Source organism: Pseudomonas sp. NBRC 111133 (assembly GCF_001320605.1).
Classification (GTDB): Bacteria; Pseudomonadota; Gammaproteobacteria; order Pseudomonadales; family Pseudomonadaceae; genus Aquipseudomonas; species Aquipseudomonas monteilii.
Window position 1 is genome coordinate 87,308 of record NZ_BCBJ01000068.1, and the last position, 22,919, is coordinate 110,226.

At 63.4% G+C, this 22,919-nt stretch carries 18 protein-coding genes and 2 pseudogenes; 13 read left to right on the forward strand and 7 right to left on the reverse strand.

The features are described from left to right. The first annotated feature begins 80 nt into the window (after nucleotides 1-80). The 10 genes and pseudogenes from APH36_RS15510 to APH36_RS31695 all read left to right on the forward strand — a co-directional run. Nucleotides 81-1,037, forward strand: coding sequence for an AraC family transcriptional regulator (locus tag APH36_RS15510; RefSeq protein WP_060499370.1), 957 nt, complete (start codon nucleotides 81-83; stop codon nucleotides 1,035-1,037). A gap of 221 nt (nucleotides 1,038-1,258) precedes the next feature. Then, nucleotides 1,259-2,617, forward strand: a complete 1,359-nt coding sequence (benA, locus tag APH36_RS15515; protein WP_016715262.1) for a benzoate 1,2-dioxygenase large subunit — start codon at nucleotides 1,259-1,261, stop codon at nucleotides 2,615-2,617. Further along, nucleotides 2,614-3,099 (forward strand): benzoate 1,2-dioxygenase small subunit, encoded by a 486-nt coding sequence (benB, locus tag APH36_RS15520; RefSeq protein ID WP_060499371.1) that lies wholly within the window; start codon nucleotides 2,614-2,616, stop codon nucleotides 3,097-3,099. The genes benA and benB overlap by 4 nt, the downstream gene beginning before the upstream one ends. A 72-nt stretch (nucleotides 3,100-3,171) precedes the next feature. Then, nucleotides 3,172-4,182: a benzoate 1,2-dioxygenase electron transfer component BenC gene (gene benC / locus APH36_RS15525; RefSeq protein WP_060499372.1), complete on the forward strand. Its 1,011-nt coding sequence runs from the start codon at nucleotides 3,172-3,174 to the stop codon at nucleotides 4,180-4,182. A gap of 192 nt (nucleotides 4,183-4,374) precedes the next feature. Continuing rightward, on the forward strand, nucleotides 4,375-5,136 hold the full coding sequence (locus APH36_RS15530) for a 1,6-dihydroxycyclohexa-2,4-diene-1-carboxylate dehydrogenase (protein ID WP_060499373.1): 762 nt from the start codon (nucleotides 4,375-4,377) through the stop codon (nucleotides 5,134-5,136). A 57-nt stretch (nucleotides 5,137-5,193) separates the two neighbouring features. Then, the gene (locus APH36_RS15535; RefSeq protein ID WP_060499374.1) at nucleotides 5,194-6,522 is read left to right on the forward strand and encodes an aromatic acid/H+ symport family MFS transporter; all 1,329 of its coding nucleotides are present in this window, start codon (nucleotides 5,194-5,196) and stop codon (nucleotides 6,520-6,522) included. Nucleotides 6,523-6,576: 54 nt separating this feature from the next. After that, nucleotides 6,577-7,776, forward strand: a complete 1,200-nt coding sequence (locus APH36_RS15540; RefSeq protein WP_060499375.1) for a benzoate/H(+) symporter BenE family transporter — start codon at nucleotides 6,577-6,579, stop codon at nucleotides 7,774-7,776. A gap of 54 nt (nucleotides 7,777-7,830) precedes the next feature. Further along, nucleotides 7,831-9,081 (forward strand): OprD family porin, encoded by a 1,251-nt coding sequence (locus APH36_RS15545; protein WP_060499376.1) that lies wholly within the window; start codon nucleotides 7,831-7,833, stop codon nucleotides 9,079-9,081. A 74-nt stretch (nucleotides 9,082-9,155) separates the two neighbouring features. Then, nucleotides 9,156-10,226, forward strand: coding sequence for a metal-dependent hydrolase (locus APH36_RS15550; protein ID WP_060499377.1), 1,071 nt, complete (start codon nucleotides 9,156-9,158; stop codon nucleotides 10,224-10,226). Between the two features lie 60 nt (nucleotides 10,227-10,286). Beyond that, nucleotides 10,287-10,421, forward strand: a pseudogene (locus APH36_RS31695) (LysR family transcriptional regulator); the annotation flags it as partial. Between the two features lie 69 nt (nucleotides 10,422-10,490). Here the strand turns inward: APH36_RS31695 and APH36_RS15555 are convergent. The 3 genes from APH36_RS15555 to APH36_RS15565 all read right to left on the reverse strand — a co-directional run bounded on the left by APH36_RS15555 (nucleotide 10,491) and on the right by APH36_RS15565 (nucleotide 14,619). Then, nucleotides 10,491-11,501, reverse strand: coding sequence for an aldo/keto reductase (locus APH36_RS15555; protein WP_060499378.1), 1,011 nt, complete (start codon nucleotides 11,499-11,501; stop codon nucleotides 10,491-10,493). A 71-nt stretch (nucleotides 11,502-11,572) separates the two neighbouring features. Next, a complete protein-coding gene (locus APH36_RS15560) occupies nucleotides 11,573-13,093 on the reverse strand; it encodes an apoptosis inducing factor family protein (RefSeq protein ID WP_060499379.1) in 1,521 nt (506 codons plus the stop codon). A gap of 197 nt (nucleotides 13,094-13,290) precedes the next feature. Next, entirely contained in the window at nucleotides 13,291-14,619 is a 1,329-nt protein-coding gene (locus APH36_RS15565) for an MFS transporter (protein WP_060499380.1), read from the reverse strand. Nucleotides 14,620-14,782: 163 nt separating this feature from the next. Here APH36_RS15565 and APH36_RS15570 point away from each other — a divergent pair, with 163 nt between their 5' ends. Beyond that, entirely contained in the window at nucleotides 14,783-15,880 is a 1,098-nt protein-coding gene (locus tag APH36_RS15570; protein WP_060499381.1) for a sugar diacid recognition domain-containing protein, read from the forward strand. A 128-nt stretch (nucleotides 15,881-16,008) separates the two neighbouring features. Beyond that, nucleotides 16,009-17,148 carry a glycerate kinase gene (locus tag APH36_RS15575; RefSeq protein WP_060499382.1) on the forward strand — a complete coding sequence of 380 codons (1,140 nt, stop codon included), beginning with the start codon at nucleotides 16,009-16,011 and terminating at the stop codon, nucleotides 17,146-17,148. On the opposite strand, the gene APH36_RS15580 is transcribed toward APH36_RS15575, so the two are convergent. Further along, the gene (locus APH36_RS15580) at nucleotides 17,149-18,054 is read right to left on the reverse strand and encodes a LysR substrate-binding domain-containing protein (protein WP_060499383.1); all 906 of its coding nucleotides are present in this window, start codon (nucleotides 18,052-18,054) and stop codon (nucleotides 17,149-17,151) included. It abuts the gene before it with no gap. A 205-nt stretch (nucleotides 18,055-18,259) separates the two neighbouring features. On the opposite strand from APH36_RS15580, the gene APH36_RS15585 reads away from it, so the two are divergent. Continuing rightward, nucleotides 18,260-19,168: an SMP-30/gluconolactonase/LRE family protein gene (locus APH36_RS15585; RefSeq protein ID WP_233458228.1), complete on the forward strand. Its 909-nt coding sequence runs from the start codon at nucleotides 18,260-18,262 to the stop codon at nucleotides 19,166-19,168. On the opposite strand, the gene APH36_RS15590 is transcribed toward APH36_RS15585, so the two are convergent. The 3 genes and pseudogenes from APH36_RS15590 to APH36_RS15600 all read right to left on the reverse strand — a co-directional run bounded on the left by APH36_RS15590 (nucleotide 19,158) and on the right by APH36_RS15600 (nucleotide 22,919). Then, nucleotides 19,158-20,108 carry a site-specific integrase gene (locus APH36_RS15590; protein WP_060499385.1) on the reverse strand — a complete coding sequence of 317 codons (951 nt, stop codon included), beginning with the start codon at nucleotides 20,106-20,108 and terminating at the stop codon, nucleotides 19,158-19,160. The genes APH36_RS15585 and APH36_RS15590 overlap by 11 nt on opposite strands. Before the next feature lie 57 nt (nucleotides 20,109-20,165). Beyond that, nucleotides 20,166-21,719 (reverse strand): annotated as a pseudogene (locus APH36_RS15595) (putative bifunctional diguanylate cyclase/phosphodiesterase); the annotation flags it as partial. Nucleotides 21,720-21,935: 216 nt separating this feature from the next. Next, on the reverse strand, nucleotides 21,936-22,919 hold the full coding sequence (locus tag APH36_RS15600; protein WP_060499387.1) for an SCO family protein: 984 nt from the start codon (nucleotides 22,917-22,919) through the stop codon (nucleotides 21,936-21,938).

Genomic DNA, 22,919 nt, shown 5'->3' on the forward strand with positions numbered 1-22,919 from the left:
GACCGTGACGACCGCAACCACTGCCCACAAGGGTGTAGGAAGCGGCGACCAGAACAATAACGATACCGAGTGCCTTGCCTATGGAAAGCCGCCTGCTGAGCGAGCGCAGTAGCGTGTTTCATCACGCCGACCCTTATGCTGTGTCCGATTATGTGAACCAGCATGTAGGCCAGCATTGCATCGGACTGTCGCGCACCACGCACCCTCAGGCCAGCCTCAGCCATCGCAAATTTGCCGAACTCGACCTGTGCCGCATCAGCTACGGTGGCAGTGTGCGCGTTACCTCGCCAGCGCTGGAAACCATCTACCACCTGCAAGTGTTGCTCAACGGCAACTGCCTTTGGCGGGGGCATAAGCGCGAGCAGCACCTGGTACCGGGCGAGTTGCTGCTGATCAACCCGGATGACCCGGTTGACCTGACCTATTCGGAAGACTGCGAGAAGTTCATCCTCAAGGTGCCCACCCGGTTGCTGGACTCGATTTGCGATGAGCAGCGCTGGCACCGGCCAGAAGGTGGCGTGCGGTTCTTGCGCAACCATTACCGGCTGGATGAACTGGAAGGGTTCGTCAACCTGCTGGCCATGGTTTGCCACGAAGCGGAAGTGAGTGATTCGCTGCCGCGCGTGCAGGGGCACTACAGCCAGATTGTCGCCAGCAAGCTGTTGACCCTGATGAATAACAATATTCGTCGTGAAAGCCTGGGTTCGCCAGGGGCAAACCTTGAGCGAATCATTGACCACATCGACCGTAACCTGAAGCTTGAACTGACGGCCGAGGCGCTGGCGGAACAAGCGTGCATGAGCCTGCGTTCGTTATATGCCCTGTTTGACCGGCATCTGGGCATCACACCCAAGCAGTATGTGCGCCAGCGCAAGCTGGAGCAGGTGCGTGCCTGCCTGGGCGACTCCAGTTGCGCGGTGCGCAGTGTGACGGAACTGGCCATGGATTATGGCTTCCTGCACCTTGGGCGGTTTTCCGAGGTGTACCGGCAGCAGTTTGGCGAATTGCCTTCCGAAACCTTCCGCAATCGGCGCTGAACCGCGCCGGCCTCTTCGCGGGCTCGACCGCTCCCACAGGTATTCCACAAGCTTGGGGACAGTGGTAATCCTGTGGCAGCGGGCAAGCCCGCGAAGAGGCTCTCAAGCCAGACGCCTCAACCTGCACAAAACGGATATCACTGCGCACAAACCGGATACTCCCGCCTAATACCAGCGCCCAAACTGACCAGGTCTAAACAATAACAAGGGAGACCCTGGCCATGTCCCTGGGATTCGACTACCTCAATGCCATGCTCGAGGACGACCGTGAAAAGGGCATCTACCGCTGCAAGCGGGAGATGTTCACCGACCCACGCCTGTTCGACCTGGAGATGAAACACATCTTCGAGGGCAACTGGATCTACCTGGCCCACGAAAGCCAGATCCCCGAAAAAAACGACTTCCTCACCCTGACCATGGGGCGCCAGCCGATTTTCATCGCGCGCAACAAGGACGGTGAGCTCAATGCCTTCCTCAATGCCTGCAGCCACCGAGGCGCCATGCTGTGCCGGCACAAGCGCGGCAACCGGTCCAGCTACACCTGCCCGTTCCACGGCTGGACGTTCAACAACAGCGGCAAACTGCTGAAGGTGAAAGACCCAAGCAACGCCGGCTACCCCGACAGCTTCAACTGCGACGGCTCCCACGACCTGACCAAGGTGGCGCGCTTCGAGTCGTACCGGGGCTTTTTGTTCGGCAGCCTGAATGCCGATGTGAAACCGCTGGTCGAGCACCTGGGCGAGTCGGCCAAAATCATCGACATGATCGTCGACCAGTCGCCAGAAGGCCTGGAAGTGCTGCGCGGTGCCAGCTCGTACATCTACGAAGGCAACTGGAAGCTCACCGCCGAAAACGGCGCCGACGGCTACCACGTCAGCTCTGTGCACTGGAACTACGCCGCCACCCAGAACCAGCGCAAGCAGCGTGAGGCCGGTGACGAGATCAAGACCATGAGCGCCGGCTCCTGGGCCAAGCAGGGCGGGGGCTTCTATTCCTTCGACCATGGCCACCTGCTGCTCTGGACCCGCTGGGCCAACCCGGAAGACCGCCCCGCCTACGAGCGCCGTGACCAGCTGGCTGCCGACTTCGGCCAGGCCCGTGCCGACTGGATGATCGAGAACTCGCGCAACCTGTGCCTGTACCCGAACGTGTACCTGATGGACCAGTTCAGCTCGCAGATCCGCGTTGCCCGGCCGATTTCGGTAAACAAGACTGAAATCACCATCTACTGCATCGCGCCCAAAGGCGAGAGCGCCGATGCCCGCGCCAAGCGCATTCGCCAGTACGAAGACTTCTTCAACGTCAGCGGCATGGCCACCCCGGACGACCTGGAAGAGTTCCGCTCCTGCCAGACCGGCTACGGCGGCGGCACTGGCTGGAACGACATGTCCCGTGGCGCGAAGCACTGGGTCGAAGGCGCCGATGAAGCGGCTAAAGAGATCGAGCTCCATCCGCTGCTGTCTGGCGTGCGCACCGAGGACGAAGGCCTGTTCGTGCTGCAACACAAATACTGGCAGGACACCATGATCCAGGCCCTGAAGGACGAACAGCAGCTGATCCCTGTGGAGGCCGTGCAATGAGCCTGTATGAAACCGTGCGCGACTTCCTCTACCGCGAAGCGCGCTACCTGGATGACGCCCAGTGGGACGAGTGGCTGGAGCTGTACGCCAGCGACGCCAGCTTCTGGATGCCGAGCTGGGATGACGATGACGCCCTCACCGAAGACCCACAAAGCGAAATCTCGCTGATCTGGTACGGCAACCGTGGCGGCCTGGAAGACCGCGTGTTCCGTATCAAGACCGAGCGCTCCAGTGCGACCGTGCCCGACACCCGCACCTCGCACAACATCAGCAACATCGAGATCGTCGAGCAAGGCGAGGGCAGCTGCCAGGTGCGTTTCAACTGGCACACCCTGAGCTTCCGCTACAAGACCACCGACAGTTACTTCGGTACCAGCTTCTACACCCTCGACCTGCGCGGCGAGCAGCCGCTGATCAAGGCCAAGAAGGTGGTGCTGAAGAACGACTACGTGCGCCAGGTCATCGACATCTACCACATCTGATACAGGGTTTTACGAGCATTGCCCGGTGCGTCCTGCGACGCGCCGTGGGCCGGCTCGCCCGCGAGGTGCAACATGAGCTACCAGATCGCACTGAATTTCGAAGACGGGGTTACCCGTTTCATTGAAGCCACCGGCTATGAAACCGTGGCCGACGCGGCCTACCGCCAAGGCATCAACATCCCGCTGGACTGCCGCGATGGCGCCTGCGGTACCTGCAAATGCAAGGCCGAATCCGGGCGTTACGAGCTGGGCGACAACTTCATCGAAGACGCCCTGAGCGAAGACGAAATCGCTGAAGGCTATGTGCTCACCTGCCAGATGCGCGCCGAAAGCGACTGCGTGATCCGCATTCCGGCTTCGTCGCAGCTGTGCAAGACCGAACAGGCCAGCTTCGAGGCGGCCATCAGCGATGTACGCCAGCTGTCGGCCAGCACCATCGCCCTGTCGATCAAGGGCGAGGCCCTCAGCCGCCTGGCCTTCCTGCCGGGGCAGTACGTCAACCTCAAGGTGCCGGGCAGCGAGCAGAGCCGTGCCTATTCGTTCAGTTCGTTGCAGAAGGACGGCGAAGTCAGCTTCCTGATCCGCAACGTGCCGGGCGGTTTGATGAGCAGCTTCCTCACCAACCTGGCCAAGGCCGGCGACAGCATGAGCCTGGCGGGGCCGTTGGGCAGCTTCTACCTGCGGCCTATCCAGCGCCCGCTGTTGCTGCTGGCTGGCGGCACTGGTCTGGCCCCGTTCACCGCGATGCTGGAAAAGATCGCCGAGCAGGGCAGTGAACACCCGCTGCATCTGATCTATGGCGTGACCAATGACTTCGACCTGGTCGAGCTGGATCGGCTGCAAGACTTTGCAGCGCGTATCCCCAACTTCACCTTCAGCGCCTGCGTAGCCAACCCGGACAGCCAGTACCCGCAGAAGGGCTATGTGACCCAGCACATCGAGCCGCGCCACCTGAACGATGGCGATGTGGACCTGTACCTGTGCGGGCCGCCACCGATGGTCGAGGCGGTGAGCCAGTACGTGCGCGAGCAGGGCATTACCCCGGCCAATTTCTACTACGAGAAGTTCGCGGCAGCGGCCTGACAACTCCCAATTATTCCAAGCAATACGCCGACCCTGCGGGAGCGGGCTTGCCCGCGAAGCAGGCAGCGCGGTGGATGGCACGGGCTCTGCCCGTGTTCGCGGGCGAGCCCGCTCCCACAGTGATCGCGCGGGCTTCAGATTGGAGCAAGACAGTTGCTCCCTCAGGGGCTATTGCGAACCGGAGATTTGCGTATGAACAACCGATTCCAAGGCAAGGTCGCCCTGGTCACCGGTGCCGCACAGGGCATCGGACGGGGCGTGTGCTGGCGGCTGAAGGCCGAAGGCGCGCAAGTGGTCGCGGTAGACCGTTCCGAACTGGTCCACGAGCTGGCCGGCGAGGGCATGCTCACCCTCACCGCCGACCTCGAACAACACGCCGACTGCGCCGGTGTCATGGCCAGTGCAGTGGAAACCTTCGGCCGCCTCGACATCCTGGTCAACAACGTCGGCGGCACCATCTGGGCCAAGCCTTTTGAACACTATGAGGTGGCGCAGATCGAAGCCGAGGTGCGCCGCTCGCTGTTCCCCACCCTGTGGTGCTGCCATGCCGCGCTGCCCTACATGCTCGAGCGCGGTAGCGGCGCCATCGTCAACGTCTCGTCCATCGCCACCCGTGGCGTCAACCGCGTGCCTTATGGCGCGGCCAAAGGCGGCGTCAACGCGCTCACCGCTTGCCTGGCCTTTGAAACCGCTGGCCGTGGTATCCGCGTCAACGCCACCGCACCCGGCGGCACCGAAGCGCCACCCCGTCGCGTGCCACGCAACAGCGCCGAGCAAAGCGAACAGGAAAAACACTGGTACCAGCAGATCGTCGACCAGACCCTCGACAGCAGCCTGATGCACCGCTACGGCAGCATCGACGAGCAAGTGGGCGCGATTCTGTTCCTTGCCTCTGACGAAGCCTCATACATCACCGGCGTGACCTTGCCGGTAGGAGGCGGCGACCTCGGCTGAGCAGCAACTTCCAGGCAACAGTTTTCCCTTACAACAAAAACAAGAGCGACAGATGCCATGCGAACCCTTGACGTACACCCGATCATCGATAACGCGCGCTTTACCCCGTTCCACTGGATGGTCATGGCCTGGTGCGGCCTGCTGCTGATCTTCGACGGCTATGACCTGTTCATCTACGGCGTGGTACTGCCGGTCATCATGAAAGAGTGGGGGCTTACCCCGTTGCAGGCCGGTGCGCTGGGCAGCTACGCGCTGTTCGGCATGATGTTCGGCGCCTTGGCATTCGGCAGCCTGGCCGACCGTATCGGGCGCAAGAAGGGCATTGCCATCTGTTTCGCCTTGTTCTCGGGGGCAACCATTCTCAATGGCTTTGCCAGCAGCCCGAGCGAGTTCGGCATCTACCGTTTCATTGCCGGCCTGGGCTGTGGCGGCCTGATGCCCAACGCTGTGGCACTGATGAACGAATATGCGCCCAAGCGCTTGCGCAGCACGCTGGTGGCAATCATGTTCAGCGGCTATTCGCTGGGCGGCATGCTGTCGGCAGGTGTGGGTATCTTCATGCTGCCGCGCTTTGGTTGGGAGTCGATGTTCTTCGCCGCTGCCGTGCCACTGCTGCTGTTGCCGGTGATCCTCTACTACCTGCCTGAGTCGATCGGCTTCCTGGTGCGCCAGGGCCGCACCGAAGAAGCTCGCAAACTGTTGAAGCGGCTGGACCCGGAATGCGATGTACAGGCGGATGACGTGTTGCAGGCCGCTGACCGCAAAGGCAGCGGGGCATCGGTGCTGGAGCTGTTCCGTAATGGCCTGGCCATACGGACACTGGCGCTGTGGCTGGCGTTCTTCTGCTGCCTGCTGATGGTCTATGCACTCAGTTCCTGGCTGCCGAAACTGATGGCCAACGCGGGCTACAGCCTGGGTTCGAGCCTGTCGTTCCTGCTGGCGCTGAACTTTGGCGGCATGGCCGGGGCAATTCTGGGCGGCTGGCTGGGCGACCGCTACAACCTGGTCAAGGTGAAGATGGCGTTCTTCATTGCCGCTGCGCTGTCGATCAGCCTGCTGGGGGTGAACAGCCCGATGCCGGTGCTTTACCTGCTGATCTTCATTGCCGGCGCCACCACCATCGGCACGCAGATCCTGCTGTATGCCGGCGCCGCGCAGATGTATGGGCTGTCGGTGCGCTCCACCGGCCTGGGCTGGGCCTCGGGCATTGGGCGTAACGGCGCCATCGTCGGCCCGCTGCTGGGCGGCGCGCTGATGGGCATCAACCTGCCGCTGCAACTTAACTTCATCGCGTTCGCCATCCCTGGCGCAATCGCTGCGCTGGCCATGGCCGTGCACCTGGCCAGTGGCCGTCGGCACGCCCAGGCCCTTGCGACGCAGGCGTAACCCGAAGAACAAGCGCCGGGCACCGCGCCCGGCCAATGCCGCGCCAGAGGTGCCATGAAAACCCTGATCAAGGACAGCTCGCTGTCCGCCATCGTCGCTGGCTGCATCGCCACGATGATCTCCTACGCAGGCCCGTTGGTGATCATCTTCCACGCCGCCGAAGCCGCCGGCCTGTCCCACCAGCAGTTGTCATCCTGGGTCTGGGCCGTGTCCATGGGCAGTGCCGTGCTCGGTGCGCTGCTCAGCCTGCACTACCGGGTACCTGTGGTGATCGCCTGGTCGATTCCAGGTTCCGCGCTGTTGGTCACCGCCTTGCCGCAACTCGGCCTGGAGCAAGCCGTGGGGGCTTACCTGGTGGCCAATCTGGTTCTGCTGATGATCGGCATCAGCGGGGCCTTCGACCGCATTATCGGGCGCCTGCCGGGGTCCATCGCTGCCGGCATGCAGGCGGGCATTCTGTTCAGCTTCGGCATCGACGTGTTCCGCGCCCTGCCAGTGCAGCCGCTACTGGTGCTGGCGATGTTCGTTACCTACGTGCTGATGCGCCGGCTACAGCCACGCTATGCGGTGGCGGCGGTGCTGTGCGTGGGAACCCTGGTGACCGTTGCCAGCGGGGCGTTTCGCAGTGAGGCGCTGGTGCTGGAACTGGCTTCGCCACAGTGGGTCACGCCGCAGTTCAGCCTTTCGGCGGTATTCAGCCTGGCCTTGCCAATGGTGCTGGTGGCGCTCACCGGGCAGTTCATGCCAGGCATGGCGGTACTGCGCAACGCCGGGTACGCCACACCCGCCAGCCCGTTGATCAGCGCCAGTGCCCTGGCTGGAGCGCTGCTGGCGCCGTTCGGCTGCCACGGGCTGAACCTGGCGGCGGTTACCGCCAGCCTGTGCACCGGCCATGAAGCCCATGAAAACCCGCGGCGGCGTTATGTGGCGGCGGTGGCTGGCAGTGCGCTGTACCTGCTGCTGGGCATTGCCGGCGCCACGTTGATGTCGCTGTTCGCCGCCTTTCCTGCTGCGCTGATCGCTGCCCTGGCCGGCTTGGCCCTGTATGGTGCCATCAGCGAGGCCCTGGCCCGCAGCCTGGCAGAGCCGGCCGAGCGCGACGCCGGGCTGTTCACCTTCCTGGTCACCGCTTCGGGGGTGGCGTTCCTGGGGTTGTCGGCGGCGTTCTGGGGGCTGCTGTTCGGCCTGCTGGCCCATGCGCTGCTCAGGTTGCATCGGCCACGTGCCCGGGAGGTGCTGCGCCGTACCCCATGAACTGCAGTGTTCCCAACGCTTTACCCATAAAAACAAGATCAAGAGAGCTTCGGAATGAATCACACCCCTTGTGTCGCCCTGGGCCTGACTTTGCTCAGCCAACCACTGCTGGCTGCCGAAGGCGGCTTTTTCGAGGACTCGAAGGCCACCCTGAGTGCCCGCAACTACTATTTCAGCCGCGATTTCTCTGACATCGTCGGGGCCAACAAGCAGTCCAAGGCCGAGGAGTGGGCCCAGGGCTTCATCCTCGACTTCAAGTCGGGCTACACCCCCGGTACCGTCGGTTTTGGCGTGGACGCGCTGGGCCTGCTGGGTATTAAGCTCGACAGCAGCCCCGACCGGGCCAATACCGGCCTGCTGCCGGTGCATGGCGATGGCCGTGCCGCCGACGAGTACAGCCGCCTGGCGCCTACCTTCAAGGCCCGCCTGTCGAAGACCGAAGTGCGCATCGGTGAACTGCAACCCAACCTGCCGGTACTGACATTCAGTGATATCCGCCTGTTGCCGCCGACTTACCAGGGCGCCAGTTTGAGTTCGTCGGAAATCGACGGGCTGACCTTGCAGGCCGGCCACCTGAAAAGCACTCACCTGCGTAACGAAGGCGGCGACGGCAAGATGAACGCCATGCTCGGCCATGTGCCGATGCGCCAGGCTGAAAGCGATGCCTTCAACTACGTGGGCGGGGACTATGCGTTCAACGCCAACCAGAGCAGCGTCAGCCTGTGGTACGGGCAGTTGGAAGACATCTATGAACAAGGCTTTGTCGGCCTGAAGCACAGCAAGCCAGTAGGGGACTGGGTGCTTAGCGCAAACCTGGGCTATTTCACCGCGCGTGAGGATGGCGATGCGCTGCTGGGCAATATCGACAACCAGGCATTCTTCTCGATGTTCACCGCCCGGCATGGCGGGCACAGCTTCCATGCCGGCTACCAGGGCATCTATGGCGACAGCCCGTTCCCTCGGGTATTCGCCAACATTTCGCCGTTGGGTAACGAGGTGCCGACGTATGAGTTTGCCTACACCGATGAGCGCTCGTACCAGGTGCGCTACGACTACAACTTCGCCGCCCTGGGCGTACCGGGCCTGACGGCGACTGTGCGGTACATAACCGGTAACAATGTCGATACCGGGCTGGGTTACGAAGGGCGGGATCGCGAACGTGACCTGGACATTGGCTATGCGGTGCAGAGCGGCGTGCTGAAGGGGCTGGGGATTCGGGTGAGGAACGCCATGGCGCGCTCCAATTACCGCAGTGACATCGACGAAAACCGCCTGACGTTGGTGTACACCTGGCAGCTGTTCTGAGCCAGCCAAGGGAATTGTGCACCGAGGTCGTATGAAGGTAGCTTGCGCAAATATCCCTTTCAGGAGCGCGACCCTTGGACTCCATCACCCAAGCCTTACTCGGCGCGGCCCTGCAGGGTACCGTGCTTGGCCGCATCCAGGGGCGGCGCGCGTTGCTGTATGGCGCTGCGCTGGGCACGCTGCCCGACTTGGACGTGATCATCCGCTACGCCGACCCGGTGTCGCAGATGACCTACCACCGCGGGTTCTCCCACTCGCTGTTCGTGCTTACCGGGCTGGCCTTGCTACTGGCCTGGCTGGTCCACAAATGCTGGCCTGGCAAGGGTTACACCTTGTCCAGGTTGTTTGTGGCGTTCTGGCTGGTACTGGTTACTCATCCGTTGCTAGATGCCTTCACGGTCTACGGTACGCAGTTGTTCTGGCCTTTGCAGGCCACCCCGCAAAGCTGGGCGGCGGTGTTCATCATCGACCCGGTCTACACCTTGCCGCTGCTGGCGGCGGTTATCTACGCCATCTTCAAGGGCGTGACTGCAAAGGCGACACGTCTGCTGACCTTGGCGCTGGTGTTCAGTACCGCTTACCTGGGTTTCGGCCTTGCCGGGCGTATGGCGGCAGAGCAGCGCTTCCAGGCGGCACTGGATCAGCAAGGCATTGTCGCCAGTGAAGTGCGCGCCGTGCCGTTCGCTTTCAACAGTCTGGTCTGGCGCGTACTGGCCAAGACCCAGGAGGGTGATTACTACGAGGGCATCAGCAGCGGGTTTGACCGGCAAGCGCCTGAAATGCAGCGTTTGCCGCGTAATCTGCAGCTGGCGAAAGCACTGGCAGGAAGCCCTTTGCACCAGCGTTTGCGCTGGTTTACCGATGACTGGCTGCGCTACGACCAGGTGGGCGACGCGCTGGTGGTGACCGACTTGCGCATGGGCATCCCTGGCAACTACACCTTCCGTTTCAACATGGCCCACCGTGACCGCCAGGGGCACTGGGTTGCCGACGTACCTTCGCGGTGGCAAGGCAGTGGGCCTGGCTCGATGTTCAACGGTAATGACCTGCGTTTGATCTGGCGGCGTATTGTCGACCAGCAGCCACCACTGCCGTTGGCCGCCTGGACAGACGCGTACATGAGGCAAGCCCCGAACACGCCCTAGCCAGCCTGTGGCCTTGCATTAGCTGGCTTCGGCCCCATTTATGCCGGTTCGATGACTCATCGTTTCACCGACCGCTTCGTCGACCTGGTCGAGGAGGGCGTAGACGTTGCGGTGCCTATTGGCGCACCCAAGGAAGACTCACAGTTGTTGACCCGCACGGTGGCCTGGCAGCAGTGCGTGACCTCGCTGTGGCCGCCATCGCACGATACCGGGGTGATTGGGGAAAGGGGGGACCGGGAGCCCGGCGCAGGGCTCCCCAATGCGTCAGCTGCGCGCCAAGCGCCCGCTCACATAATGCGCCACATCATTGAACCCCGGCGTGGATGCATGCCCCGGCGTTACCAGCGAGTCGATGAACGCTTCATCCTCCGCCGTGATCTTCACCGCCAATGCACCGCCATAGGTGTCCCACTGCGCTTCGGTACGCGGCCCGACAATCGCCGAGCTCACCAGCTGGTTATTCAGCACCCAGGCAATGGCGAACTCAACCATTCCCACGCCCTTGGCCTCAACGTAAGCCTGGATCTGCCGGGCGATGGCCAGCGACTCCTGGCGCCACTCCACTTCCATGATGCGCTTGTCCTGGCGCCCTGCGCGGCTGCCGGCATCCGGCACCGCCCCCGGCGCGTACTTGCCACTGAGTACGCCACGCGCCAACGGGCTGAACGGCACGACGCCCAGGCCATGGGCGGCGGCGGCAGTGAGTTGCTCGGGCTCGGCCTGACGGTTGACGATGTTGTACAGCGGCTGGCTCACCACCGGCCTGGGCACCCCGAGGCGCTCGGCAATGTGGCAGACCTCGGCAATGCGCCAGCCACGGAAGTTGGACACGCCCCAGTAGCGGATCTTGCCCTGGCGCAGCAAGTCGCCGATGGCCAGCACGGTCTCTTCCAGCGGCACCTTGTGGTCTTCACGGTGCAGGTAGTAGATGTCCAGGTAGTCCATGCCCATGCGGGTGAGGGTGGCCTGCAGGGCATTGAAGATGTGTTTGCGCGACAGCCCGCTGCGGTTGGGCAGGCCATCGGCCGGGCCGAAGCCGACCTTGCTGGCGACGATCCAGTCCTGACGGTGGCGTGCCACCGCTTCACCGACGATTTCTTCCGAGCGCCCGGCGTTGTAAACGTCCGCAGTGTCGATGAAATTGATGCCCTGGTCCCAGGCCTTGTCGATGATGCGCAGGGCGTCTTCGGTACTGGTCTGCTCGCCGAACATCATGCTACCCAGGGTGAGGGCGGATACCTGCAGGCCACTGCGGCCGAGGGGGCGGTAGATCATGCGCTTGGGTCCTTTTCAGTCGGCTGATCCCGCTGTTTTACACACAACCGGGGCGCATTGAAAGGCGGACCTCAGCCAATTAGCGCCAAAGCCTCTTGTAGGCTTAACGGGCGTTTCATGCGTTGCGACAGCGTTGCCATGGCATCGGAATAACCCTTGGCGACCACGGCTTCAACCCGTTCATCCACACACTGCAGCGCAATGAAATCGCCTTTTTCCGGCTCACCGACGAACTCGATCCGGTTCCAGTCCCGGGGGTGGCCAAGCACTTCGTAAGTGCGGCCGTGCTGGAAAGTCCAGAAGAAAGGCACATCGGCATAGCGGCGCTGCTCGCCAAGCATGTTGGCTGCAGCGATCACCCCGTGTTGCTGGGCCAGACGCCAGTGCTCGATGCGCACAGGTCGACCGGTGAGCGGGAAGGTGGCGATATCCCCCGCCGCCCACAGGCCATCGGCAGCGCGCAGTTCTGCGTCGACCCTCACGGACTTGTCCTCGGTCAGCGGCACGCCCTGGAGGAAGGCAGTGGCCGGTTTTACCCCCGTGCCGAGCAGCACCAAGGGTGTTTGAAGCCGTTCTCCGTTGGCCAGTTGCACGGCTTCGACGTTGTCCTGCCCCTCGATGCGCTGAACTTCAGTAGGGCCGTGGAAGGTAACACCCTTGCGCTCATGCATCTCACGGATGCTGCGGCCGATGCGTTCACCCAGCTGCCGGGCCAGGGGGACTTCGTGGCGGGTGACCACGTGCACCTGTAGGCCGTACTTGCGCAATGCCGAGGCGGCTTCGAGGCCGATGAAACCGTCACCGATGATGACCACCGGTTGGCCGGGTTCGGCGGCATCGAGCAACTGGGCGGCATCCTCCCGTGAGCGCAGGGTGAACACCCCGGGCAGCTCGGCGCCGGGGATGTCCGGGCGCAGTGCTTTCCCGCCGGTGGCCAGCAGGCAGGCGTCGTAATCGATTTGTTGGCCGTCGGCGAGCGTCAGCTGGCGTTTCTGGCTGTTGAGTGTGCGCACCTTGCCGTGCTTGCGCTCCAACTGGCCCTTGCGCAAGGCGTCGGCATCAAGCAGGGCGGGGACTTCATCGGGCGGCATCTGCCCGGCAATCACGAATTTGCTCAGGGCCGTGCGGTCGTAGGCGGGCTGGCGTTCCTGATCGACCCACACCAGCCGGCCGGCGAAGCCGTGGGCCAGCAACGTAGCGACTGCAGCGCTGCCAGCGGCGCCAGCACCCACCACGACGAAGCAGCGGGCATCGCTGTGGCGTGGCGGCTCGATGGCTGGCAGGGGCTGGTCATCGACCCAGACTTCATCGCCCTTGACCCAGGCTTTGTAGCGACGCAGGTCGGCCAGCGCCGGGGGCTCGCAGACCACGCCATCGTCAACCGCGAAGGCCGCTTTATGCCAAGGGCACACCAACAGGCCACCGCAAACCACACCTTCGTCGAGCGGGGCGCCTGCGTGGGGGCAATGGCCTTGGTAGGCCCGAACCTGGTCGCCCTGGCGGATGAGGACAAGTTCTTCGCTACCGGCCTGAACACGCAGAGGACGGTGTTCGTCGAGCTCGCTCAGGAGGGCGACGGCGTGCTGGGTCATGAGGTTCTCCAAAGGGGTCTTTGGAACCATTTGACGCCTGGGTCGGGCAGGGGATGCGTTGAGCTGACGATCGGTGGAGGGTGTGGATTGTGCGTGGCCTGGGCTGGCCTTTTCGCGGGCTTGCCCGCTTCCACAGGATCACCACGAGCTCGAACACTGTGGCGGTCCTGTGGGAGCGGGCGAGCCCGCGAATGGGCTCAACTGGCCTTTGCAGTACTCAGCGCACCTGCCCGCGTTACCCGCAAGGCTACCAGGCTACCCAGCACGATCAGCGCCGCCAGCGAATACAGTGCGGCATCGGTGGAACCGGTCTGGTCCTTAATGAACCCCACCAAGTACGGGCTGAGGAACCCCGCCATCTGGCCCACCGAGTTGATGATGGCCAAACCGGCCACAGCGGCACCGGCACTGAGCAGCGCGGTGGGCATTGGCCAGAACATCGGCAGGCCGGTGAGCGCGCCCATGGTGGCAATCGACAGGCCAAGAATGGCAATGGTCGGGTTACCCGCGAAGTTCACCGCAATCAGCAGGCCGATCGCACCCATCAGCATCGGCACCACAAGGTGCCAGCGCCGTTCGTTGCGCAGGTCGGCCGAGCGCCCGCACAGGATCATGAACACACCCGCCAGCAGGTACGGAACGGCGCTGAGCCAGCCGATCAGCAGCGGGTTGTCGAAGCCCATGTTCTTGATGATCGATGGCAGCCAGAAGTTGATCGCGTACACACCGCTCTGGATGCAGAAGTAGACGAAACCGAAGGTCCAGATCAGCGGGTTGGTCAAAACGGCCAGTACGCTGTCGCCGGCAGTGCTTGGTTTGCTGGCAGCATCGGCTTCCAGGTCGGTTGCGATCAGCTGGCGTTCCGCCGTACTCAGCCAAGGCGCTTTCTGGTAGCCGTCACTGAGCAAAAACACCGCCAGTATGCCCAGGGCAACGGTCGGCAGGCCCTGGATCAGGAACATCCACTGCCAGCCGGCCAGGCCGTGTTGGCCAGCGGCGAAGTGCTGCAGGATCCAGCCGGAGAACGGCCCACCGAGCAAGCCCGACACCGGGATCGCCGACATGAACAGGGCCATGATGCGCCCGCGACGGGCCGCCGGGAACCAGCGCGAGAGGTACAGCACCACACCTGGGAAGAAGCCGGCTTCGGCGGCGCCGGTGAACAGGCGCAAGGTGTAGAACTCGGTGGGGGTGGTGACGAACAGCAGGCAGGTGGAGAGGCTGCCCCAGGCGATCATCATCAGTGCAATCCAGCGCCGAGGGCCAAACCGGTTGAGCGCCAGGTTGCTTGGCAAACCGCACAGTACGTAACCGATGAAGAAGATGCCTTCGCCTAGGCCGTACACCGTTTCGCTGAACTTCAGGGCGTCGAGCATCTGCAACTTGGCAAAGCCGACGTTGACGCGGTCCAGGTAGTTGAACAGGTAGCAGATGAAAATGAACGGAATCAGCCGCAGGGTGATGCGCCGATACAGCGCGTTGCGGGTGGTGTCCGTGCCTTGGTCAGGGGCGAGGCTGTGTGCCATGATCGGGTTCTCTGTTGTTATGGTTGTCGCCGCGTCGCCTGTGCCGGCGCTCGCCCTGACGAGTCTCGGGGACTGCAGTCGGCCTGTCTTTGTGCTTTTGCACAGTGCCTGGCCCAGGCTGCTGTGCCCGAGCCCAAAAGCCTGACACCTAAAGGACCCCGCAATGTTCGAACTCGACCATGACCTGGCGCAGGATATCGTTGACCGGGCGATGGCCATTCTGCCGTGCAACGTCAATGTCATGGACAGCCAGGGGTTGATCCTGGGCAGCGGTGAACCGGAGCGTATCAACACCCGCCATGAAGGCGCGCAACTGGTCCTGGCCAATGGCCGTATCGTCGAGCTGGATACTGATGCGGCCAAATGCCTGAAGGGCGTGCAGCCCGGGGTGAACCTGCCGCTGATGCTCGATGGCCGGCTGATGGGCGTACTGGGCCTGACGGGTGACCCGCAACAGGTGCGCACCTATGGTGAACTGGTACGGATGACCGCCGAGATGCTGCTGGCCCAGCGCCATTTGCAAGCCGACCAGCAATGGCGACGCCAGCGTTGTGATGACCTGCTGGCGCTGTTGCTAGGCGGCAGCGGCGACTCGCCACGCTTGCTCGACGAAGCCCGGCAACTGGGCCTGAAGCCGCAGTTGCCACGGGTGCCTTGCCTGTTCGAGCTGGCCTCGGGGCCGCCCGCCGAGGCGCTTGCCGCGTGGTTGCTGAGCCGCTACCCGGACAGCTGGTGTGTCAGCCCGGCGCGGCGGTCGTTGCTGTGGTGTCGGCCCGCAGGTGTGACGCTGGATGAGCCACGCCTGCTCGAGCGGCTGCAACGCCATGGCTGGGGCGTGGAGCGCCTGGCTTTGGGCAGTACCGCGCAGAGCTTGGAACAACTGCGCCGAGGTTATCGCCGAGTGCGAGACTTGCTGGCCTACGGGCGCGAGGTACTCCCCGCCGAGCGCTTGCTGAGCCTGCATCGCTACCGGCTACCGGCGCTGCTGTGGCGGCATCGCAACGACGATGCGCTGGATGAACTGCTGGAACCGTTGCAGCGCATTCGCGCCAAGGACAACAGTGGGCAGTTGCTCACCACCCTGCGCGCGTGGTGTGCCCATGACGGCCAGAGCCAGGCCTGTGCCGATGCCTTGGGCATCCACCGCAACAGCCTGCGCTATCGGCTGGAACGGATTGCCGAACTGGGTGAGGTCGACCCGCTGCGCATGGAGGGGATGCTGAGCTTGTACCTGGGGTTGCAGCTGTTGCCTGCTGACTGACGCGGCGCCTGCAGGCGCCGCCACGAAGGCATCTGCCCAAACAACCCGCCCGGCGGTTTGTGCATTTGACCGAGGCCAGCCTGGCGGGCACCTGTCAGCATGCCGCTCATCAGGACAGGAGAATCCCCATGAAGATCGTCATTGCCCCCGACTCGTTCAAGGACAGCCTCGATGCTGCCGGTGTCGCCCGTGCCATCGCTGCTGGCCTGAGCCGGGCGTGGCCGGACGCAGCCTTGGTCGAGTGCCCAATGGCCGACGGCGGCGAAGGCACCATGGAGGCGATCCTGGCGGCCAGCCACGGCGAACTGCGCCTCCAAGCGGTACGTGGGCCACTGGGGCACAGCGTCGAAGCCGGTTGGGGGTGGCTGCCACAAAGCCGCACGGCCATCATCGAAATGGCCCAGGCCAGTGGCTTGCAGCTGGTGCCAACCGACCAGCGTGATGCGTGCCGCAGCAGCACCTGGGGCACCGGCGAGCTAATTGCCGCCGCCTTGGCCGCCGGCGCACAGCGGGTGGTACTGGCCATCGGTGGTAGCGCCACCAACGATGCAGGCAGCGGCATGCTGCGCGCGCTGGGCCTGCGCCTGCTGGATGCCGAGGGGCAAGCGCTGGAGGAAGGTGGCCTGGCACTGGCGAAGCTGGCGCGGATCGACGCCAGTCACCTCGACCCGCGCCTGGCCGAGGTGCAATTCGAAGTCGCGGCGGACGTCGACAACCCGCTGTGCGGCGCCAACGGCGCATCGGCGATTTTCGGCCCGCAGAAGGGCGCTAACCCGCAGCAGGTGCAGGCGTTGGACCAGGCGCTGGGGCATTTTGCCGACCATTGTGCACAGCTGCTGGGCGACGATGTGCGCGACTACCCTGGGTGCGGCGCTGCCGGTGGTATGGGCTTCGCCGCCCGTGCGTTCATGGGGGCACAGTTCCGCCCGGGGGTAGAGGTGGTGGCCGAACTGGCCGGCCTTGACGCCTTGGTGCAGGGCGCGGACCTGGTGGTGACGGGTGAGGGGCGTTTCGATGCCCAGACACTGCGCGGCAAGACGCCGATGGGGGTTGCCCGGGTCGCCAAGCGCCACGGTGTGCCGGTGGTGGTGCTGGCCGGGACACTGGGTGAGGGCTACCAGCAGTTGTATGCCCATGGGGTCGATGCTGCATTTGCGTTGGCCAGCGGGCCGATGAGCCTGGAGCAAGCGTGTGCCAACGCGGCAGAACTGCTGCAGGCTCGGGCTTGTGACGTGGGCCGGTTATGGCGCTGCGCCGCGCGCGCCTGATCAACGCGTTTTTGCGTCTTCGAACAGGGCGATGAAATTGGCCAGCGCAGGCGAGGCATTCTGGGCGTTCCATTTCATGTACAGGCCGATGCCTGGGGTGGATTGCTCGTCTATCGGGCGGATCGCACAGAACTGTACGCGCTCGCGCGGAGTCGATCGGGCGAATGAAGCCGGCACCAGGGCCACACCGAAACCACAGGCGACCAGTCCCAGCAGGGTATGAATCTGTGCGGCTTCCTGCACCACCCGAGGGTAGAAGCCGGCCGACTCGCACAGGGCAACCAGCTGGGCATGGTAGCCGCCGCCCAACGCTTGCGGGGTAAACACAAAGTCCTCATTGGCAAACTCGCGCAGGTCGACATCGCCTTGCTGCGCTTTCACATGGCTGGCGGGCAGCGCCATGACTATCTGCTCGTCAAGCAGCAGCCGTGACTCCAGCGTACCCACCGGCAGCGGTAGCCTGCGCATGAAGCCGATATCCGCCTCGCCGGCCAGCAGCGCCTTGGCCTGCGTCGCCGATGGCATCTCGCGCAGGGTCAGCTGCACGTTCGGGTAAGTCTCACGATAGCGCCGCAAGCGGTTGAGCAGCGAGTCGTAATAGGCGATGGAAATGGCCGTGATGGTCAGTTTCCCGCTGACACCCGCAGAGACATTACGGGCGTACTCGATGCCCTGTTCCAGCTCGGCAAGCACGCGGTAAGCCGTATCGCGAAAGGCTGTGCCAGCCGGGGTCAGACGCACCCCGCGCGTATTGCGCAAGAACAAGCTGAAACCGAGTTTTTCTTCCAGGCGGCTGATCGCCTGGCTCAGCGGCGGCTGTGCCATGTGCAGGCGCTCGGCAGCCTTGTGAAAATGAAGCTCTTCGGCCACGGCGATGAACTGCCTGAGCAAGCGTGTTTCGATCAATCAAGCATTCCTTCAGCGTGGCGACTCGGTGGTGATATCCCTGAGATATCAAAGTTGCATGCTTTTAATATTAAGTCATTGAATTTTTTGTTGTTATCGTAAAAAGGAGAATCGAAGGTAGCCAGAAATGCCCGTTACAGAGCCTTTCCACAACGAAGGTGCGGCCGTCACCGATGCCGCACAGGGCCTGGGCTTGGTCTATGGCATGGGGCAGGCCGGACGATCGCCCCGCATCAAGGAATGCAGCGGCGTGCCAGTCAAGGTCGCCAATACCCGCGCCGACCTGGGCGAAAGCCTGGTCTGGGATGAGCGTAACGGCGCGTTGTACTTCATCGATATTTCTGGCGGGCGCATCAACTGCCTGACGCCAAACGGCGAAGTCGAGAACCTTTACGCGTCAGCCGCGCGCATTGGCGCCCTTGCGCTGACCGACCGGGGCAACCTGATTTTCACCGAAGATGCCAGCGTGGCCATCTTCGATGTGGCGGCGCGCAAGGTATGCCAGCATTCGGCATCGGTCCATCCACGCTCCACCTTCCGCTTCAACGACGGCGCCTGTGACCCGCAAGGGCGCTTCGTTACCGGGTTGATGGACGATGCCCTTAGCGGCAATACCGGGGCGCTGTTCCGTTTTGACGGGCAGTTGAGCGACGAGGTCATCCACGATGACATGGCCTTGCCCACCGGGGTTGCCTGGTCGCAAGACGGCCAGACGGTGTACTTCGTCGATTCGGCGGCGCGCGCCATCTACCGTGCCGAGTACCTCATGGAGGGCCGGCTGGGCGCTGTTACGCTGTTTGCCGAAACCCCTGCCGAACTGGGGCGGCCAGATGGCCTGGCGCTGGACCGCGAAGGCGGGCTGTGGGTGTGCCAGTACCATGGCAGCTGCCTGCTGCGCTACGACCGCCACGGCCACCTGACCGATCAGGTACTGATGCCGGTACCGTGCCCCACCAGTTGCTGCTTTGGCGGGCCCGGCATGAATACCTTGTTCATCAGCACCGCGCGTTTCGACATGAGCCCTGAAGACCTGCTCCATTATCCGGATGCTGGCGACCTGTATGCCGTCCACCCGACAATTGGCGGTGTCGCCCGGCACAGCTTCAAGGAATAAGCGCTTGGGCCTGGCTGGCCGGCAACACGGCCAGCTCGCCAAAACGCTGCGCCGAGTCGATGTAGCGCAGCGCCGACTTGGCGTCTTTCCAGCCCACGTAGCTCATCAGTGATTTTAGTTCCCAGCCATTGGCTGTGGCCCAGGTGGCAAAGCCACGCCGTAGCGAGTGGCCGGTATACAGCGCCGCCGGTACCCCGGCACGTTCCAGCATGCGCCGCAACAGGCCGACCAGGCTGTTGCTGTTGAGCGCGCTTTCACCGAGGTTGCCCCAGCGGTCAAGCTTGCGAAACACCGGCCCATGGGCAATGCCGGCAACTTCCAGCCATTGCAGGTGGGCCGTTACCGGGCACAGGGCCTTGAGGGCAGGGGTGCGGTGCTGCACGCCCAAGGCTTCGCGGTCACCTTTGCTGCGCGGCAGGAACAGCGTGATGCCGACACCGGCTTCGGCCTGGATATGTTCGATGCGCAAGCGTGCCAGTTCATCACCGCGAAAACCTCGCCAGAAGCCCAGCAACAGCAACGCAGTGTCGCGGCGTGCCCGGCGCAGGGCGGCCAGGTCGTGGTGTTCGCGGGCCTGGCGAGCCTCCTCTTCAAAACATGCCACGGCGGTTTGCAGGTGTTGCAGCAACAGCGGGGCGGCCTGCCTGGGCGGCGTCGGGTGCAGGGTGCGGATGCCGCGTAGAACCTGACGTACCAGCGGTGCCTTGGTCGGGTCGGGGAAACCTTGGGCGACGTGCCATTGACTGAGCGCGGCCAGGCGCTGACGCAGGGTACTGACGGCGTGGTGTTCGGCATGTTCGACCAGGTAGCGGGCGATGCTCTCGGCGGTGGCCGGGAGAAAGCCGCCCCAGTGGCTTTCGAAGTGCTCGATGGCGGCCTGGTAGCTGCGCCGGGTGTTGTCACGGGTGGCGGCGCGAAGGTAGCGCTCGATATCGGTCATGGTGCGGCTGTCGGTGGGTGATGGGCACACGATAAACCGAAATCCCAGGACAAGCACCTAATGCGGCGTCGGGGCAACACCATCCTGCCGGGCCGGCACCAGCCCCATGGTATCGTGCGAGGCCTCGATGCCGTTGAAGTGCGGGTAGTCGCGCAACTGTGCCGGCGACAGCGGTCGGCTGAAGTGATAGCCCTGGGCAATATCGCAACCCGCCAGTTTCAGGCACACCACCTGCTCACGGGTTTCCACACCTTCGGCCACCACTTCAAGGCCCAGCCGTTTGGCCAGGATGATGGTGGAGGTCACGATCGGGCTGTCGTCATGGCTGTTGGACAAGGGGGCGATCAGCGAGCGGTCGATTTTCAGCTTGCTTAGCGGCAGCGAATGCAGGTGGGCGAAGCCGGCGTAACCGCGGCCGAAATCGTCCAGGCTGATGCCCAGGCCCGCGCTGCGCAGGGTGTGCAAGTGCGCCACGGCGGTACTTTCCGGGTCGAGGATGGTGGTTTCAGTGATTTCCAGCTCAAGCCGCTGCGGCGCAATTGCATACTGTTGCAGTTCGTTCAGCAACCGCGTAGCGAAGTCGTCCTGGCGCAGTTGCAGGGCGGAGACATTGACCGCCAGCCGCGTCTCTCGGCCCAGGGCATCCCACCCCGATAATGCCTCGCACGCCAGGCGCAACACCTCCCAACCCAGCTCGACAATGAAGCCACTGCGTTCGGCCAGGTCGATGAAGCGGTCCGGGTACAGCAGGCCGAATTCGGGGTGATCCCAGCGCACCAGCGCTTCGTAGCCCATCACTTGCTGGGTGTCGAGGCGAATCTGTGGCTGGTAGTGCAGCACGAACTGGCGCTCGGCCAAGGCACTGCCGAACGCCTGTTCGAGGGTGAAGGCCTGAATGTCGGCCAGGTTCAGTGAGGGGTCGAAGAAGCGATATTGCGCGCGCCCGGCCTGTTTGGCCGAATACATCGCCGCGTCGGCACTGCGGATCAGGCTGTCGATGTCCTGGCCGTCGCGAGGGCAGATGCTTACGCCCACGCTGGGGCTGGTATTGACCTCCTGGCCATCCAGGGCATAGGTGGCCGACAACCGCTGGACCAGTTCGCGAACCCAGGTATTGATCTGTTCCTCGCTGCGTTCGCCTGCCAGCAGCACCACGAATTCGTCGCCGCCAAAGCGCGAAGCCTCGTCGCCGGGGTCCAGAAGGCGCTGGATGCGCCCGGCCACAGCCTGCAGCAGCAGGTCGCCGATCTTGTGCCCGAGCGAGTCGTTGATCGACTTGAAGCGGTCCATGTCGATGAACAGTATCGCCATCAGCCGGCGCTTGCCCCGTTGCCGGGTAAGCGCGTGGCCCGCCACCTCGACAAACTGGCGACGGTTGTGCAACCCGCTGAGGTGGTCGGTGGCGGCGGCGTGGCTGCTGCGCCGGTGTTCGTCCTCAAGGCGCCCGATCAGTTGCTGGTTGACCTGTTGGGCCTGCTCCAGTGCGTTGAAAGCCTCCTGGTGCTTGCGCAGCAGGCGCAAGGTGCACAGCAAACTGCCGAGGATCAGCAGGGTCATGCCCAGGTTCAGCCAGAACTGCCGCGAATAGGGCAATGCCGAGGGTGTATACAGGCCAAGGCCGCACGCCGGGTGGGCGGCGGTTACGGAGAGGATGTGCAGCCCCCAAAGAAAGGCCAAAGTGGCTGCACACAGCATCAGGATCAGCAGCCGCAGAAGGCGGGTGGATGAAAGCGAACGGCGAATCACTGCTGATAGTTCCCGACCCTGGGTGATGCTCGAAAAATACGACAATAAGATGACAGGCTGATGACTGATAGCTAATCGCCTTTAAGGGTTTCCCGTATCCGCCAAGGGCGCCTGAAGGCGTGCGGTTTCCTCTTCCATGTAGGTCATCAAGGCGCTGACTTCGGCATCACCCAGGCGCATGTTGGGCATCGCCAGGCGGTTGTACTGCTCGTACAGCAGCATGGCCAGGGGGTCTTTTTCTGCCAGCATGCGGTCGGGTTCTTTCAACCAGCGGGTCAGCCAGTTGGCATCACGCTGGCGGGTAACGCCCAGCAGGTCGGGACCTATACCGGGTTGCCCCAACTCGGTATTGCCCAGCGTGTGGCAGGATGAGCAACGGGTGCGGAAGATCTGCTCGCCACTGCTTGGCGGGCGTACTTCCGGGGCTTGGGCGTAGTCATTGTTCAGGGCACTGGCCTGCTTCCAGTTGTGCAGGCTGTTGCCCAGGCGATCGGCGAGGATGTACGGGCTTTCGAAGGGTGAAGCCTTCATCCAGCGGCCGGTGGCTTGGTTGCCGATGATCAGGCTCAGGTTGTGGTCCTTGGAACGGCCGTTTTCCAGGCCGTCAATCCACAGCCCCAGGCTGCGGCGCAACCGTTCGATGTCGTCAGGTTCACCGGTGAGCAGTGTCCAGCCGGGGCCGATACCGAACTTTTCAGCGTAACGTTTGAGGGTGGCGGGCGTGTCGTTGTAAGGGTCGATGCTGATGGAGTACAGGAAAATGTCCTTGCCGACCCGGTCACCAAGAATCTTCTGCACCTGGCGCAGGCGTGCGGTCTCTACCGGACAGGAATCGGAACAGCCGGTGAAGATGAAGTTGATGGCGACAACCTTGTCTTTGATCAGGTCATCGAAGAAATGCACTTGCTCACCGTCCTGGGTGAGCAGGGGGATGTTGGGAAAGTAGTCGGCACCCCAAGGGCTTTCAGCTTCTTTGGTCACCGGTTGTTGCGGCTGCAACGGCCACAACGGGATGCTGGCGGCGAACAGCGCGAGCACCAGCAGGAAACGCCATGAGCCGGGCAT